At 43.9% G+C, this 16,097-nt stretch carries 12 protein-coding genes; 5 read left to right on the top strand and 7 right to left on the bottom strand.

Features of this window, described 5'->3' with window-relative positions; genetic code table 11:
• Positions 1–271 precede the first annotated feature (271 nt).
• Entirely contained in the window at positions 272–2,938 is a 2,667-nt protein-coding gene (topA, locus tag ACTXGF_RS16860; protein WP_443534420.1) for a type I DNA topoisomerase, read from the bottom strand.
• 283 nt (positions 2,939–3,221) lie between these two features.
• Complete coding sequence (locus ACTXGF_RS16855; protein ID WP_101205178.1) at positions 3,222–3,818, bottom strand: hypothetical protein; 597 nt, start codon at positions 3,816–3,818, stop codon at positions 3,222–3,224.
• A 357-nt stretch (positions 3,819–4,175) separates the two neighbouring features.
• Here ACTXGF_RS16855 and ACTXGF_RS16850 point away from each other — a divergent pair, with 357 nt between their 5' ends.
• Positions 4,176–4,715: a DUF2799 domain-containing protein gene (locus tag ACTXGF_RS16850; protein ID WP_227679306.1), complete on the top strand. Its 540-nt coding sequence runs from the start codon at positions 4,176–4,178 to the stop codon at positions 4,713–4,715.
• Between the two features lie 225 nt (positions 4,716–4,940).
• On the opposite strand, the gene ACTXGF_RS16845 is transcribed toward ACTXGF_RS16850, so the two are convergent.
• From ACTXGF_RS16845 to ACTXGF_RS16835, 3 genes are all read right to left on the bottom strand, one after another.
• A complete protein-coding gene (locus ACTXGF_RS16845; protein WP_201548193.1) occupies positions 4,941–5,342 on the bottom strand; it encodes an ExbD/TolR family protein in 402 nt (133 codons plus the stop codon).
• Between the two features lie 130 nt (positions 5,343–5,472).
• On the bottom strand, positions 5,473–6,162 hold the full coding sequence (locus ACTXGF_RS16840; RefSeq protein ID WP_443534422.1) for a MotA/TolQ/ExbB proton channel family protein: 690 nt from the start codon (positions 6,160–6,162) through the stop codon (positions 5,473–5,475).
• A 108-nt stretch (positions 6,163–6,270) separates the two neighbouring features.
• Positions 6,271–7,230 (bottom strand): energy transducer TonB, encoded by a 960-nt coding sequence (locus ACTXGF_RS16835; RefSeq protein WP_443534424.1) that lies wholly within the window; start codon positions 7,228–7,230, stop codon positions 6,271–6,273.
• A 485-nt stretch (positions 7,231–7,715) separates the two neighbouring features.
• Here ACTXGF_RS16835 and ACTXGF_RS16830 point away from each other — a divergent pair, with 485 nt between their 5' ends.
• From ACTXGF_RS16830 to ACTXGF_RS16815, 4 genes are all read left to right on the top strand, one after another.
• Complete coding sequence (locus tag ACTXGF_RS16830) at positions 7,716–8,768, top strand: siderophore ABC transporter substrate-binding protein (RefSeq protein ID WP_443534426.1); 1,053 nt, start codon at positions 7,716–7,718, stop codon at positions 8,766–8,768.
• Between the two features lie 82 nt (positions 8,769–8,850).
• On the top strand, positions 8,851–9,936 hold the full coding sequence (locus ACTXGF_RS16825; protein WP_443534427.1) for an ABC transporter permease: 1,086 nt from the start codon (positions 8,851–8,853) through the stop codon (positions 9,934–9,936).
• A 96-nt stretch (positions 9,937–10,032) separates the two neighbouring features.
• Positions 10,033–11,118, top strand: a complete 1,086-nt coding sequence (locus ACTXGF_RS16820) for an iron chelate uptake ABC transporter family permease subunit (RefSeq protein ID WP_443534430.1) — start codon at positions 10,033–10,035, stop codon at positions 11,116–11,118.
• A 76-nt stretch (positions 11,119–11,194) separates the two neighbouring features.
• Positions 11,195–11,965, top strand: coding sequence for an iron ABC transporter ATP-binding protein (locus ACTXGF_RS16815; RefSeq protein WP_443534432.1), 771 nt, complete (start codon positions 11,195–11,197; stop codon positions 11,963–11,965).
• Between the two features lie 534 nt (positions 11,966–12,499).
• On the opposite strand, the gene ACTXGF_RS16810 is transcribed toward ACTXGF_RS16815, so the two are convergent.
• Entirely contained in the window at positions 12,500–13,771 is a 1,272-nt protein-coding gene (locus ACTXGF_RS16810; RefSeq protein ID WP_443534434.1) for a PepSY-associated TM helix domain-containing protein, read from the bottom strand.
• Positions 13,772–13,993: 222 nt separating this feature from the next.
• Positions 13,994–16,075, bottom strand: a complete 2,082-nt coding sequence (locus tag ACTXGF_RS16805; protein WP_443534436.1) for a TonB-dependent receptor domain-containing protein — start codon at positions 16,073–16,075, stop codon at positions 13,994–13,996.
• Positions 16,076–16,097: the final 22 nt, after the last annotated feature.

Genomic DNA, 16,097 nt, shown 5'->3' with positions numbered 1-16,097 from the left:
CAATATAAAGCTAGGGCATGTCTTCATTTTAAAAATGGTGATAAAAATGAGATAAATTGCAGTCAAACAAGGAAAATAGCGCAGATAATATCGAGATATTAGTCAGCTATTTGACGCCGTTTGGCAAGATTTAGCCGTTTTTAAACCATTTAGATAAATATCGATTGAATTGAGGACACGCCCTAATACAAGAAAGACCAATGCAAATTGTACCTGTAGTACATCAGATGAGTCTGACGCTATAAAAGCACTATATTGAATTTAACAATAGTTACTCCTCTACCCATTCACCTTTACGCCAGTAAACACCCCAACGTGTGGCCTTGCCGTTTTTCTCAGAGCCGATATACTGCTCTTTTTTCTTACGTGACCAGCGCAAGATGGTTGGGTTACCTTCAGGATCCTCATCTGGTCCTGCAAACAGATACTGGAACTTATCTTCCATCTTGTCTTTAATTTCTCGTAGCTCAGCCAGCTTTGGCGGACGTGTCTCGCGCACTTTTGGGAACTTAGACGCTGCTAAGAACATCCCAGCTGCCCCTTCACGCAAAATGAAATAATCATCATGCTTGGTCGACTTTAGCTCTGGTAGATGGATTGGGTCCATACGCGGCGGCGCTGCTTCGCCTGTTTTTAGTACCTTGCGCGTATTATCACAGTTCTGGCAAGCAAAGTACGGGCCAAAGCGTCCTGTTTTAAGCTCCATCTGCCCATCGCACTTGTTACAGTCAATGGTTGGTGCATCTGAGCCAGGAACTTCAAACTTACCTTCTTCTAGGATATAACCATCGCAATCAGGGTTGTTACCGCAAATGTGTAGTTTGAGGCCACCATCTACGATGTAACCATTCATCGCCGTGCCACATTTCGGACAGCGTTTTTTCTCCATCAAATCTTTAACTTCTGCCGCTTCGTCATCACCTTCCGCATCATCTAGATTGGCGAATGCTTCGACTGGCATTAGATTTTTGGTACCTTTACAGCGCTCTTTTGGCGGTAGATTGTAGCCAGTACAACCTAAGAATACACCTGTTGACCCGGTACGCAACTGCATCGGACGATCACAGATATCACAATGGACATCTGGCACATCGGTCGGATCATTCGGACGCATACCATCTTTGCCTTTGGCATGCTCAAGGGTGGTTTTGAACTCACCATAGAAATTATCGAGCACGTCTTTCCAGTCTTGCTCACCCTCAGCAACATGATCGAGCTTGTCTTCGAGCGCAGCAGTAAAGGTATAATCCATCAAGTCTGGGAAACTAGCCGTCAATCTATCGGTGACGATATCACCCATTTTTTCGGCAAACAGACGCTTATTCTCAAGCTTCACATAACCACGATCTTGAATGGTTGAGATAATTGAAGCATACGTCGATGGGCGTCCGATGCCTTTTTTCTCAAGCTCTTTTACTAGACTGGCTTCAGTATAGCGAGGCGCAGGTTTAGTAAAGTGCTGACTTGGATCTAGCTTATCTAGGTTTAACTTATCGCCTTTTTTGACGTCAGGCAGTAAGGTATCGTCAGTCTTGGCTGGTGGCATCACTCTTGTGTAGCCATCAAATACCATGGTACGACCACGGGCTTTTAGCTCAATATCATCTGCGCCGACAAACAGGTTCACTGACAGATATTTGGCAGGTAACATCTGACACGCCACAAACTGACGCCAGATTAGCTCGTATAGACGTATCGCATCACGCTCAACACCTTTGAGCTGTGTTGACTTCATATTGACATTAGAAGGACGAATCGCTTCATGCGCTTCTTGTGCGCCCTGCTTGTTACCATAGAAATTTGGTTTTTCTGGTACATATTTTGCGCCATAGCTGTCTTCGATATGACCACGGACAGCTGCAAGCGCATCGCCTGATAAGAATGTCGAATCAGTACGCATATAAGTAATATGACCCGCTTCGTATAGACGCTGCGCTAAGATCATGGTTTTCTTAACAGAGAAACCTAAGCGGGTACTAGCAGCCTGTTGCAAGGTCGAAGTAATAAACGGTGCGCTTGGACGTGATTGCGTTGGTTTCTCTTCACGCTCTTTGACGATAAAGTCGCTTGCTTTGAGCACCTCTAAAACTTTATCGGTCTGCTCTTTATTACCAAGCTTTAAGGTTTTACCGCCTTGTTTGGTCGCCTCTAAGCGGATACCGATTTGCTCAGCGTCTGAGGTTTTTTTGGCTTTACCATTAGCAATGTGCGTGTCCGCATGGATTTGCCAGTACTCTTCTGGAATGAACGCGCGAATTTCATGCTCACGCTCGACGACCAAGCGCATAGCGACTGACTGTACACGACCTGCCGACAGTCCTCGGGCAATCTTTTGCCATAATAGTGGCGATACCATAAAGCCGACAACACGGTCCAAGAACCGACGCGCTTGCTGCGCGTTCACGCGGTCAATGTCTAATTTTGAAGGCTGTTTAAACGCACTTTGGATAGCTGATTTGGTAATCTCGTTGAAGACCACACGTTGATACTTACTATCAGGGCCACCGATGACTTCTTTTAAATGCCAAGCGATCGCTTCCCCTTCTCTATCCATATCCGTTGCTAGATAGATTTTATCAGCGTCTTTGGCTAGTGCTTTAAGCTCTTTGATGACTTTGGTTTTATTTGGCAGTACTTCATAGACTGCCGCCCAGTCATGCTCTGGATCTACACCCATGCGGCGTACCAGTGCTTGCTGCGCTTTTTCTTCTTTGGTCAGACTGTCATCTTTTTTAGCGGTTGTTGCTTTCTTTGCGCTTTTGCTCGCACTGACCGGCAAATCACGGACGTGACCGATACTTGAGCGTACGATAAAGTCATCACCAAGGTATTTATTAATCGTTTTTGCCTTGGCTGGTGATTCTACAATCACCAAAGACTTACCCTTTGGGCTGTCAGCAGCTGGTGCTGGACTTTTTTTGGTTGTGGTTTTTGCCATGTTTGACGACACCATAATATAAGTAAATTAAAAGTAAGGTTAAATTCAGCAGCACGGCAATTTATGGAAGCGGATACTCACGGTTTGACCATGGTTCAGCTATTTATAGTAATAATCGCTGCTGATAAAAAAGGTTATAAAACAAATAATAACCATAAAATAAAGATATAGTTATAAAGACGTTACACTGCTAAGCGTTAAACTGTCAACTTTAAATAATTTGAATATGACAAACCGCTTGCATATTGCCCTTTAATGGAGACGAAAAAACGCTTTACTAGGTTTATGCTTGTTTTTGCATCTGTAGCGCCCATTTCTCAAGGTTTTCTTTTAGCACTAATAAGTCCGCTTCGATCCGTTTTTGATGGTACGTTGGGTTAGATGCTGGACGTACATAAGCAATATCTTCCCAATAAATAATAATGCTATTCGCCTTGGTCAATAGACCTTTAACAAACGGTTCGATACTTACTGGCAGCTCTAACGGCACTTGATCCAAGCTAAAATCAGTCTTTTTGACTACTGGATTATTGCTGATTTGACTAGATCGAATCGCACTGGGAATAGTAAGCGTTTTATCATCTGTACTAGTATCAACAAAACTGCTGTCTGGTCGCCACTGTCCATCAATCACTTGATAACGGGTATGCGGCAGTTTAGTGTCTTCAAATATTAGGCAGTACTGTCCAAGCATGCCCCGACCATACTCATTATCACGGCCTTTGATCCAATCAGGGCACGAAACGAGCTTTGGATTGAGCTGTAAACGACGCGCGGTCATACGCAGCTTATCCAAACGCTGATCGATACCGTTCGGTTTGAGCGCCATCATACTCCCTAATACGAATAGTACAATGATAACGCCAATCAATGTTCCCATGATGGTCTGGCCTTTTGACTAAATAAAAAAGATACTAAGAGATATAGCGATAAATATCGCTAATGAACCGTTATTTATAAATAGTACATATAGATTTGCGATTAGCACGATAACAAACAACGATATATAAGGGCTTATAATGAGCACGAACCATTAAAAATCAAGCGTTGTCGTCCAATCGCGGTGCAACGAGTGCTGTTAAAGCATAAGACAATTTAGCAAGTTACGCTATTAAATCAGCTATTTAGCGCATACAAACTTACCGAACACAGCACGCTATAAAAACCAGATACGAAAAGTGGTCAGCGCAAAAAAGTGCTATGATAAACCATAATTTTAAACGCGCGCAGGTTTATTATGAATTATCTTATTGAGTCAAACTCATCGGGCGCTTATCACGCTCGCAAGCTGACAAGTAAAGTCATGAGCAAAGCAGGCATGAGCTTATCGCTACTTGGCGCGGTCGTACTGACATTATCGGGCTGTGCCACGACTCAGAGCCTAACTCCGCAGCAGTGTCAAAGCAGTAACTGGCAAGAAGTCGGCTATGCTGATGGCTCGCAAGGACGTTCAGGCGCTTACTTCGGTCACTATACCAATAGCTGCGCCAGTGTCGGCGGTGCTAGCCCTAACCGTATCCAATGGGAGCAAGGCCGTCAACAAGGTCTCAAAAACTACTGTACCGAGCTGAATGCTTATAAGCTCGGCCGCGAAGGCTATGACTGGCAACCTGTCTGTTCGTTAGAGGGTATTGATAAGTTAGAAGAAGCCTACTCCCAAGGGCGCTACTACTATATCCGTCAGCGCGATCTCGACTACTTACGCTCACCTTACCCATTTGGCTACAGACATGCAGGCTTCGGTTACGGCTATCGTCCATTTGGCTACGGCTGGTAAAAAAAGAAAACCTCACTAACGACTTAATTTGAGGTTTAAGTAGTTAATGAGGTTGGAGAAAATTTTATTATTTTAATTGTTTTTATTATAGCGGTGCTTGTCGTCTTACTGGTCGGGCTATTGATTTATCTAGCCAGTTTTCTACTATAGAGCCAAAGCTACTAGCACTGACTCACAGTGCTTAAACTATTCAATGCTTAAGTTCTTAAAGATTTAGCTACTAAGCTACTCATTCACAAATGCGATTTTGGTCAGTCCAGCGTTACTTGCCGCTGCTAAGACTTGAGCGACCGTATCGTACCTGCCTTCTTTATCCGCACGTAACTGTACCGCTGGATTCTTACCAGTCGCGCCTTGTTGCTGCAAGCGATTCTCTAACTCTTCCATACTGATTGGATCGCTATCCCAGAATATACCCGCGTCTTTATCAATACTGACTTGAATCGCTTCTGGCGGCGTTTCATTGAGCGCGGCACTAGTCTCTGGCAAATCTAAAGGCACCGTCGGATTCAACACGGTCGCTGTCAATAAAAATATAATCATCAATACCAGCATGATATCGATCAGCGGAATGAGGTTCATCTCATCCATGCTTCGTACGTCATCATCACCCAATTGAAATGCCATAGTTACTCTCAATGCTTTTGGTTATTTTCACACAGCCAAGCCGTTTTTTGACTTGTCGTTTTAGCCTTTATAGACCTATCGCTTACAGACCTAGCCTTTACAAAATCAGTATCTGTAGAATTAGCAGTATCTATAGCTGCTTTGGTACAGAATTACTATAGTTGCTAGTATGCTGCGTCTCGCTCGTCGTTGAACGACTGCTTGTAGCAGCGTGCACTTGTGAGGCGCTAGCAGCATGGCTCGCAGTTACCTTGGTCGTATCCACAAGACCCGTTGATTGCGCCAATAGATCATGCGCTCTGTCATTGGCTTGATACATTATGCGGCGATTGATACGTACTGCAAGGTTGTAAAACACCACGGCTGGAATCGCTACTGCAATACCAAGACCTGTCATAATCAGTGCTTCACCGACTGGCCCTGCAACCTGCCCCAATCCTGCCTGACCACTCATACCGATGTTGTGCAAGGCATGGAAAATACCCCATACCGTACCAAACAAGCCAATGAACGGTGCAATCGCTGCTGTCGTACCAAGAATTGGCAGACCGCGCTCACTAGCAAAACGATAGCGGCCGATATGCTTGAGCAAAGTCTGCTCAGTGACCAAACGACGAGTGGCAGCATCAGTACCAGCCAAGTCAGACTGCCTGGCTTGTAATTGCTGACTCAAATCATCTGCTACATTGGTCGCCAGTTTACGGCTTTGCAATACGCGGACGATACCTGTCACCCAAGAGAGAATAGATAACGCAAGCAACAAAAAGAACAACGTTTTTGTCACCATGTCGCTGATCTGCCAGTATTGCATAAAGTCCATGTCAGACTCCTTAATGTGTAATGCCATTACATGATACTGAGGTAAATATCACGTTTAGTTTTATAATGAAAGATGATCAATAAATACGTTGTTATAAAGTATGAACTATCAAGGAACTGCGTAACTGATCGGTAGGGTCACATCACCTACCACGGGTACGCCATTCTTAGTAAAGGGTTTGAACTTGCCCGATCGCACTTGACGTCTGGCCTCTTTGTCTACTAGCGGATTACCTGATGATTGAGCAACGCGCACGTTATCGATACCGCCTTGCTTGTTGACTCGTAATACCAAGACAACGTTGAGCGTATCACCAGAACGGGCTCTACGTGCGGCGCGCTCAGGAAAACTAAAGTTAGGCGCAGATGCCCAGTTGGCTGAGCTAGCAGTAAAACTCACAGGCTCATTACTCTGTGCTAAAGCAGCTGCTGCTTCCGCCTCAGCTCTTGCTTGTGCAGCGGCGGCCTCTGCGGCAGCCTTCGCTTGAGCGGCAGCTTTGGCATCAGCGACTCTCTTGGCCTCTTGCTCTGCCCTAGCTTGCGCCTCTTGCTCAGCTTTTCTGGCTTGACGCTCTGATTCAGCGTGGGCAGCTGCTTGACGTTGTGCTTCAGCTGCTGAGTTATCAACCTTTGGTTTCGGTAGCGGCTCTTTTGGGGCTACTTTTTGACTGGTATCAGGACGAGGCTTTTCTGACGCTATCACAGGCGTCACTTTCGGCTCTACATTTTTTACAACAGGCTCTTTTGGTTTTACTGGTGTCTCTGTTGGTTGTTTAACCGGCTCTTTAGGCTTTGGTTCAGGTTGCGGCGCTGGCTGAACTTGTACCTCAGGCTGTACTTCTTTTTTGGCTGTGACTGTTTGCTTTTCTACTTCAGTTGAGACCGTTTTTGCCGGTAATGACACAAACTTTATCTCAAGTGGTGACATCTCTTTTTTTAGCTCAGGTTTGAGTTCAGGCGTTTTTATTGCCACTAGTGCAATTGCGGCAAGCACATGGAGTCCTAAGACTGCAACAATAGCTAGCAATAACGACTTAAGTGGTGGCGCGTCTAAATCCGTTGAACTCATAACAGCCTAATGTTTATTACTCAGAGTAGAATGGCGTAGATAATAATGCAAACGATAATTATTATCAATAATAATTTACAATATTTTCGCTATTTAATACATCTCTGACACGTGACATTGCTTAGTAGCCTTACTTATCAGAACGCTTATTTCTATGAACGTTACCTACTTTTATACCTCACTACTATGAATCTTATCTTTTTATCAAATGATACGTTGCGTTTAATATAGCAAGTACTGTTAATAAAAACCATTATCATTTATATTGATAATGAGTCTCAACTACTTTATTATAACGTCTGTCCTGTCAACTCATACTATTTTATAAAAACTATTCGTATAAAAAATTAGTGAGTGGTACTAAGTAGACTATTTATTTTATGCTTTTTATCTCAAGCATCGTTCAGACTTAATATTTTTAGCGTCATTCATTTGCAATTATTTTAGACAATTGCTTAAACATTTTTTGATAGACCGAGTTCATTATGCCGACACCTTTATTATCTAGCAGACCTACCGCCTCTTTTTTCAAACGTCCATTACTGACTGCCGCCATGACAGCTTTGTTAGCTACCGTAGTGGCAGGATGTAGCTCGCCTGAATCCAATGACTCTGAGCCAGCAGACGCCAAAACTGAAAACCCAACGGCTGATGAATCACAGAACGTTGCTAATAACGATGCTGTATCTGCTGAGAAAATCATGGTCAATACCGTAAAAGGTGATGTTGAGCTGGCCATGAACCCATCGCCACTTGTCGTTTATGACATGACGTTGATGCAAGATTTGGCGGCGCTAGATGTAGCAGTCGATGGTATGCCTGGTGGTTTACTACTAAAGAATCTACACTCAGAAACACAGCCTGATCCAAAATCGGTAGGTACTGTGTTTGAGCCAGATCTTGAAGCGTTGAATGCAATGCAGCCGCAAGCTATTTTGGTCGGTTCACGCATGGCAGAAAAATACGACGAGCTATCAAGTATCGCCCCAACGTTAGACATGAGTATTGATACAGCCAATATCTATGAGTCAAGCAAGCAGCGCCTGCATGATCTAGGTGCATTGTTTGGTAAAAGCGATCAAGCTGCTAAGCTACAGCAGAACATCGATGGACTTATCACTGAGACCAAAAGTCTAACGAAAGAAAATAAAGGCACTGGCCTAGTCGTCATGGTCAATGGCAACAAAATGTCAGCCTATGGTGACAAGTCTCGCTATGGTTTTATCCATACTGTATTAGGGGTATCAATGGCAGATGACAAAATTGCCGATGCGCCTCATGGTCAACCGATATCGTTTGAATATATCCAAAAAGCCAATCCAGATTGGTTATTTGTCATCGACCGCAGTGCCGCAATTGGTGAAGACGGTATTGGCGCCAAGGCCGTATTAGACAATCCACTGGTTGCTCAGAGCAATGCATGGAGCAAGCAGCAAGTAGTTTATCTAAGCCCAGACTCTTACTTAGCATTTGGCGGCTACTACCAGTGGATGCAGGATCTAACGACGATCAAAGATGCTTTTACTAACGCTAAATAACGTCGTTGGTGATAAAAACGATTGTTGCTCAAGTAGGTAATTATTACCGTTAACCCTGCTCATTTTTAAGCCAGTAGAGATTATGTCGTTATTTTCACCCCGTACTCATGCTAGGCTCAAATCCAGTACTGCTCCATTAGCGTCAAGCTGGCAGCGCGGTACTGGCAATGCGTTACATCGACGTACTGTCATACCACCATGGTTCATCAATACAGCAAGCCTCATTCTTATGGGGCTTTTGGTGTTATTGAGCTTATCTATTGGGGTGGCTGACTTTTCGTGGTCAGGTATCTTGCAGAGCCTGCTGACTCAGAGTGCCAATTCTGATAGCTCGCTGCTATTGGTTAGTCGTATACCGCGTACCATCGCCATTATTTTGACTGGTATTGCGATGGCAGTGGCTGGCATGATTATCCAAGTAGTGCTAAAAAACCGCTTTGTAGAGCCGTCCATGGTTGGTGCGACTCAAAGCGCTGCACTTGGTTTGCTAGTGATCAGCTTACTATTCCCTGCAAGTGCGCTCATTGTCAAAATGGGCGTGGCAACCATCGCTGCCGTTTTTGGCATGATGCTATTTATGCTGCTCATTCACCGCATTCCGCCCACTGATTTTTTGATGGTTCCACTGATTGGCATTGTCTTTGGCGGCATTATTGAAGCAGTCACTACCTTTATCGCCTATCAAACCGAATCACTACAGATGCTGAGTGTTTGGCAGTTTGGGGATTTCTCAGGCGTATTGGCAGGGCGCTATGAGCTGCTGTGGCTCACAGGTGGACTGTGTGTGCTAGCTTATATTATTGCCGACAAGCTGACTATCGTTGGTTTGGGTGACAATATCGCCTTAAACTTAGGCATTAGTAAGCGTCAAGTCACTTGGATTGGCGTGGGTATGGTAGCCATGATGAGCGCTGTCGTGGTCGTGACTGTAGGCATGATTCCTTTTATTGGGCTGGTCGTGCCAAACATTGTGAGCCGTCTAATGGGAGATAAGTTGCGTCGAAGCTTGCCAGCAGTGGCCCTACTTGGTGCTTCAGCCGTGCTGCTATGCGATATTATCGGACGCTCTATTCGCTATCCATTTGAAGTGCCGGTCGCCACCATTTTTGGTGTGGTTGGTACGGTGCTGTTTTTATGGCTGTTATTACGTGCACCAGCTGAGCAGTAGCACTATGTTTACTAACTATGTATTAGTTTTCAACACTCACTTACCGTCGTTCATTTTTTGCCTTATTAGATAAGCTTGGCCCCATAGGATTTTTGTATGTTCTCATCAACTAAGCTTACTTCCACCAAGACTGATGCTACCGACACTAGCACAGCGATAGATAACTCATCTTCAGCAGATGGTCAGTATTCAGCCGCTGCACAAGGTCATTTGGCAAAGCTTTGGGCATGGATAGCTGCCCATCCAAAATCCATAGCAGCTATTATTCTACTGATCTCGATGGCCTTGTTTATGACGCTCAATGTCAATGGCTATTGGGACTTTGCGCTACCATTACGCGGCAAAAAACTGCTGGCACTGATGGTGGTTGGCTACGCGATTGGCGTGTCGACGTTACTGTTTCAGACGTTGACTCACAATCCAATTCTAACGCCTTCCCTACTCGGATTTGATTCACTCTATGTTCTGTTGCAGAGCTTGCTGGTTTTCTTTTTAGGTGCGATTAGCTTTACCAGTCTCGATCCTATTGTTAAGTTTACGCTAGAGATTGTCCTGATGTTTGGCGCATCTTTATTATTGTTTAAGCTATTATTTTCTAAAAGCAGTCAGGATTTGACGCGGCTAATCTTGGTGGGTGTTATCTTTGGCGTGTTGTTTCGCAGTCTATCAGCACTCATTGCACGGCTGATTAACCCTGATGATTTTGTGGTCGTACAGTCTGCTAGCTACGCGCAGTTCAACACAGTCAACCCTCAGCTACTAGGTATCAGCTTATTTATCTGTGCCATCACTGCGATATTTGTGTGGCGCTGGCGTTACCAGTGCGATGTGTTGATGCTCGGACAAGCACAGGCCCTTAACCTTGGTATCAACTATCAACGTCTGGCATTTGGTCTATTAACTATTATCGCTGTACTGGTTGCCACGGCCACTGCACTGGTCGGTCCAGTGACTTTCTTTGGTCTATTGGTTTGCGCATTGACCAATCGTATCGCGCGACATATGTATCACACCGAGCGGCTGATATTGGTCAGTTTGGTCGCTATGATTTGCTTGGTGCTGGGTCAGACTATCTTTGAGCAAGTGCTAGATATGGCAGGCGTATTGTCAGTGGTGATAGAACTAGCGGGCGGATTGATGTTCTTAGCATTGATATTTATGTCTCAGCGTCGTGCGTTATAACTACTTAGCTGACATTGTTTGTTTAGCCAATGCTGTTCATCAAGAAAAACCTAAGACTTTTTAAATAAGACTGACTATGATTAAACTGAATAATATCTCTCACCATATTGGCAAACAACAAATCTTGCATGACATTACGTTGTCCCTCCCAACGGCGCAGGTTATTGCTTTGATTGGGCCTAACGGTGCTGGAAAGTCTACGTTGTTTTCTGTTATGGCCCGCTTGCAGCCGCTACAATCTGGGCAGGTGAGCTTCGCTGTAGATAATGAGGAACGTGACATTGTCAGCTGTCAGGCGCGGACGCTGGCCAAGACTGTCGCGATGCTTGGGCAAGACAATCATGTACAAGGACGCCTGCGCGTACATGAACTACTGATGTTTGGTCGTTACCCTTATCATCAAGGACAACCAACCGCTGACGATCAGCAAAAAGTGCAAGAAATCCTTGAGCGCTTTGAGCTTGAGCCACTTGCCGAGCGTTTCTTGTCAACGCTATCAGGTGGACAGCGACAGCGCGTGCTGATCGCTATGATTGTCTGCCAAGATACGCCTTATCTATTGCTCGATGAGCCACTGAACAACCTAGACATGTATCATGCTGGTCGACTCATGCGTGAACTACGTCAGCTTAGCCACAATCAGCAAAAAACCGTGGTAATCGTCCTACACGATATCAATCAAGCAGCACAGTTTGCCGATACAGTAGTTACGATGAAAGCAGGAGAAGTGATGGCTGTTGGTCGTCCTGCTGATGTTATTACTAAAGAGACAATGAAAGATCTGTACGACGTCGATGTCACTGTCCTAAATCATCAGGGTCGTCCAGTGATTGTTGATACGGTTTAAATAAAGAATTTCGCAAATAATAAAAGAAATTATAGATGCATAGAGAGCTATTAAATAATCGATGGATAAACTACAAGAACCTATCTCTATTAATTTTAGTGATTAGCCTTTGCCTGTTCATTTATTATGCTCTAAATAAGGAGATATCAAATACCTTTTTTTGGTTAGGAATGACCTTATATGGTCTAAGATTAGTGGTTATTCCTATGGATTTTACTCAAGACATTTCTTCAGTAGATTACACAAAGAACTATGATGAAAATAATAGTTGGCATAGATGGGTCATGATAGGTGAGACGTTTGCTTTCTTCATTTTTACTGTCTCGATAGCATACATAATATTTTTGCAATTAAATTTATAACTAGGGCATGCTTTTGATTCAGTAAATAGCCATAGTCAATTCAACTTAAAAGTGGTACAAGGCAACCGAGTGTAGATGTATATCAAATACTTCAAGCAAGGTTAACGCAGTAATACTGTTATAGTGGAATAACTATATTTAAATAAAAACACGCTCTAGCGATTTGGAAATATCATCTACCTTTTTGCAGCACCTTTAATCGTTGCTGTCGACCTTTCCACCATAGATAGACGCCCGTACCTGATAGTACCGCCACCGCCAGACCAATCATTACTAAAAATATTTGATACAAACGATGCCCCAACCCTTGGCTGATATGCCCCATGTGCAGGGTAGAGAGCCATTGGTCTGCTTTATTACCAAAGGCAGCTTGATGACCAAAATTAACGCGCTCAACATGGCCTGTTGCCGCATCAACAGTGATAGAAGATGCCCCGCCTTTTTTGCCAATATCTCTGTTTGTTTTGAAACGCATCTGCCATTGCTTGTCTTCTTCGACCCAGCGGATACCCAATAGCTGCTGCACCGACACGCTATTCTGCTGGGCAGCGATGTTTGCTTGCTCACTTAAATAAGCAATGCTATTGGCTTTGTTGACCACATCAACAGCCTCGACAGCGACAGCCTCATTGTTTACAGCTTCAACTCTAGTCGCTGTTTCTGCACCAGAAGCCTGCTCCGCTTTTTCCAATGGTTTTCTTGAGTTCTCCTGTCTTTCATCTCTTCCCTCAAGCCCTACGACAGCGTGCATCACAGGTTGATAGACCTCTCTTAAATTAAAACCAACACTCGACCACGCGATGACAAACAAGATCCCCCAAAGCCATAACCCAAAGGCATGGTGTAGATCATAATTCAATTTGAACATATTACTTTTAGTACGAATTTTCCACGCTGGTAACCAGCGTTTCAAAAAGGAGGCACGTTTTTTAGGCGAGGTTTGGTTCTGTGCTTTTTTCTTGATCGCTCTAGGAAACGTTAAGTAAAAGCCAATAAAGCAATTAATCGTCCACACGAGCGCGACAATCCCTAGTAGCAATTTTCCAATGTCACCCAGTAATAAATCGCGATGTAACCAAAACACTTTCCACATGGTGTTGTGCCATGCCCACTCATCTCTATCACGAGTACCAATAATATCGCCAGTATAAGGGTGGACATAAACTTGTTGAAACGGTGCTTTTGGTTGGTTTTGGGCGGCTTTTCCTCGTGCTCTATCTACCGAAAATACAGCCGACCTCTCTGCTGCTATCGAGGTTGGCATGCTAGAAAAAGCATATTGAGGGTACGCACTAATGACCTTATCATGAAGCTCTGCAATAGACAGATGTGATGCGTTTTGTTTCTCAACCTGAGCCAGTTTATGATTGAAGACATCGTCTAGCTCGTCATGAAATGCCAATAATGTGCCAGTAATACCAGTGATAATTAAAAAAGCTGCCATGGCAAGCCCAGTATAACGATGGAGCCATAGGCAAGCTTGACGAGGATTGAGTGAAATCATTAGTGTTGGTTCTTTGTCATATGTTGTTTTAGTAGGTACTTATCAGTTGGCACGTCATTGCTGTTACAGCCAATGTAAAAGCTAGTAGGCAATAAAAAGCCAGCTCCCGTGTAAGACAGCTGACTTTATAAGTACGATTAGATTTAAATTCGATAAGCTAGATTAGAACTGATAAGTTAAAGACGTTTTGATATTACGTCCCATGTCGAAATCAGTAGCAGCATCACTGGTTGAGCTTAATCGAGATGAGTGGTTAGCATAAGTTTCATCAAAGATATTGTATACACCTAAAGTCGCTTTAATACCTTCGATTTGAGTTGGCGTGTAAGTCATAAAGATATCGTGAACATCGTAGCTTGGCTTAGTATCTCGATTATTATCTGTAATTGATGACACATAAGTACTGCGCCAACCTAGATCAACGATATCAGTTGGTGCATAATTTAAGTTTACCATGTAACGATCACCCGAGTCCGCACTACCGCCGCTGACTGATGGAATAATATCGCCTGTCTTATCACCTTCGCTACGAGCACGCGAATAACTTAGCCCCATACCAAAGTCACGAGTCGTATAATTGGCTGCTAGTTCGACCCCTTTGATTTCGTAGTCTTCATCGCTGTTAATTGTACCTTGGCAGTCTTGTAGGTTACCTTCAGAGCCACGTTCACCAGTAGTACAGTTTAGACCATATCGACCTTCTCGATTCCCTGTTCTAATAAATTGCTGATAGTTTTCAATATCAGTTACGAAATACTTACCACTCAATTGCAGAGCATCATCAGCAAGCGTTAAACCACGCAATGTCGTCGCAATACCAATTTCAGCATTAGAACCTTCTTCTGCTTTTAGATCATTATTAATATAAGTCCCTGCTCCATCATCATTAAAAACAGTTTGGCTTAAGTCTGGACCATTAAATAACTGCGTATAGCTTGCAAATAGTTGGGTGCGCGGTGCGATCTCATAACTAGCAGCTAGTGCACCTACGACATTGTCATACGTTTTTCCACCAGAGACAAACTCTGGAGACTCATAACGGTCATAACGGACGCCTGGCGTTAAGCTAAGCTTACCCATTTGCCATTGGTCTTCTAGATACACTGAAGTATTAGTTGCCTCATCACTGTTTGCCGCAGCGCCGTCACGAATCATTTCTGATTCTTTCTTATAATGTTCCACACCAGCGATTAACTTATGAACCCCTGGTACACCATTGATGATACTGCTATCGATGATACTAGTGTTTTGTACTTTACCGCCTGTAGTCTTTACTTGAGCATCAAAGTCAAAATTACCCACATTGTCAGAATCACGTAATATTTGTGTCTCTGTTTGATAGATGGTGGTATCAACATCTATCAGCTGATTTACAGGATTATAAGTATGATCGAGTGTATAAGTATCTCTGCTTATGTTTTGCGGTATTCGCTCATCGGACAGGCTAGGAAAGTCTGGGCGGAATGGAAAAATACCATCTTTTTCAGTACGACTAAAGCTTGCGCCAATGCGATGAGCATCAGCAATATTAGCACCTGCTTTCAATAGAATATTTTCGCTTTCGCTATCTTCGAAAAGCTCACGACCTTTACCATCTTCACCCGAACTAGTATCACGCTTACCATAGTAAGCAAGTAGATCAATATTATCAGTTGGGGCAGCGAATACTGTAGCTGAAGTCAATAGTTCGTCATTATTACTACCATAACCCACATTGACTTTAGCACCGATTTTTTGGTTAGGTTTAAGCAAATCTGCCGCGTCGACTGTCTCAAAAGCAACCGCACCGCCAAGAGCATCATTACCTAGCGTCACCGAGTTATTACCAACAGCGACTTCTGCTTGTTTTAGCAGATCTGGATCAATAGTGACGTCACCCATATGGTAGAACAACGCGCCTTCTTGACGTGCGCCATCAATCGTTACTTTTAGATTGGTATCATCAAGACCACGTACACGAATACGTTGGTTGACTGATGAGGTACCGCCCACGCTTACCCCTGGTACAACGTCCAGAAAATCATTCAAGTGGCTGGCTTGTGCAGCTGGGGTGTAGTCATCTATATAGACAGAGTCTTCTTGTACAGCGTCATGCACTGAGCTATTCGCTGTTACAGTGATAGTCTGTAATGTCGTGTTTGGCATATCTGCTGCCGTTGCGGCACTGGCAGCTTGCGTCCACAATACAGCGGCGACACCGATAGACAATACTGTCAATTGACTAGATAACTTTACTTCGCGCATAACACATTTACTCACTTTGTTT

It is taken from the genome of Psychrobacter sp. 1Y6, assembly GCF_052258385.2.
Taxonomy (GTDB): Bacteria; Pseudomonadota; Gammaproteobacteria; order Pseudomonadales; family Moraxellaceae; genus Psychrobacter.
This window is presented reverse-complemented; position numbering and strand designations above follow the sequence as displayed.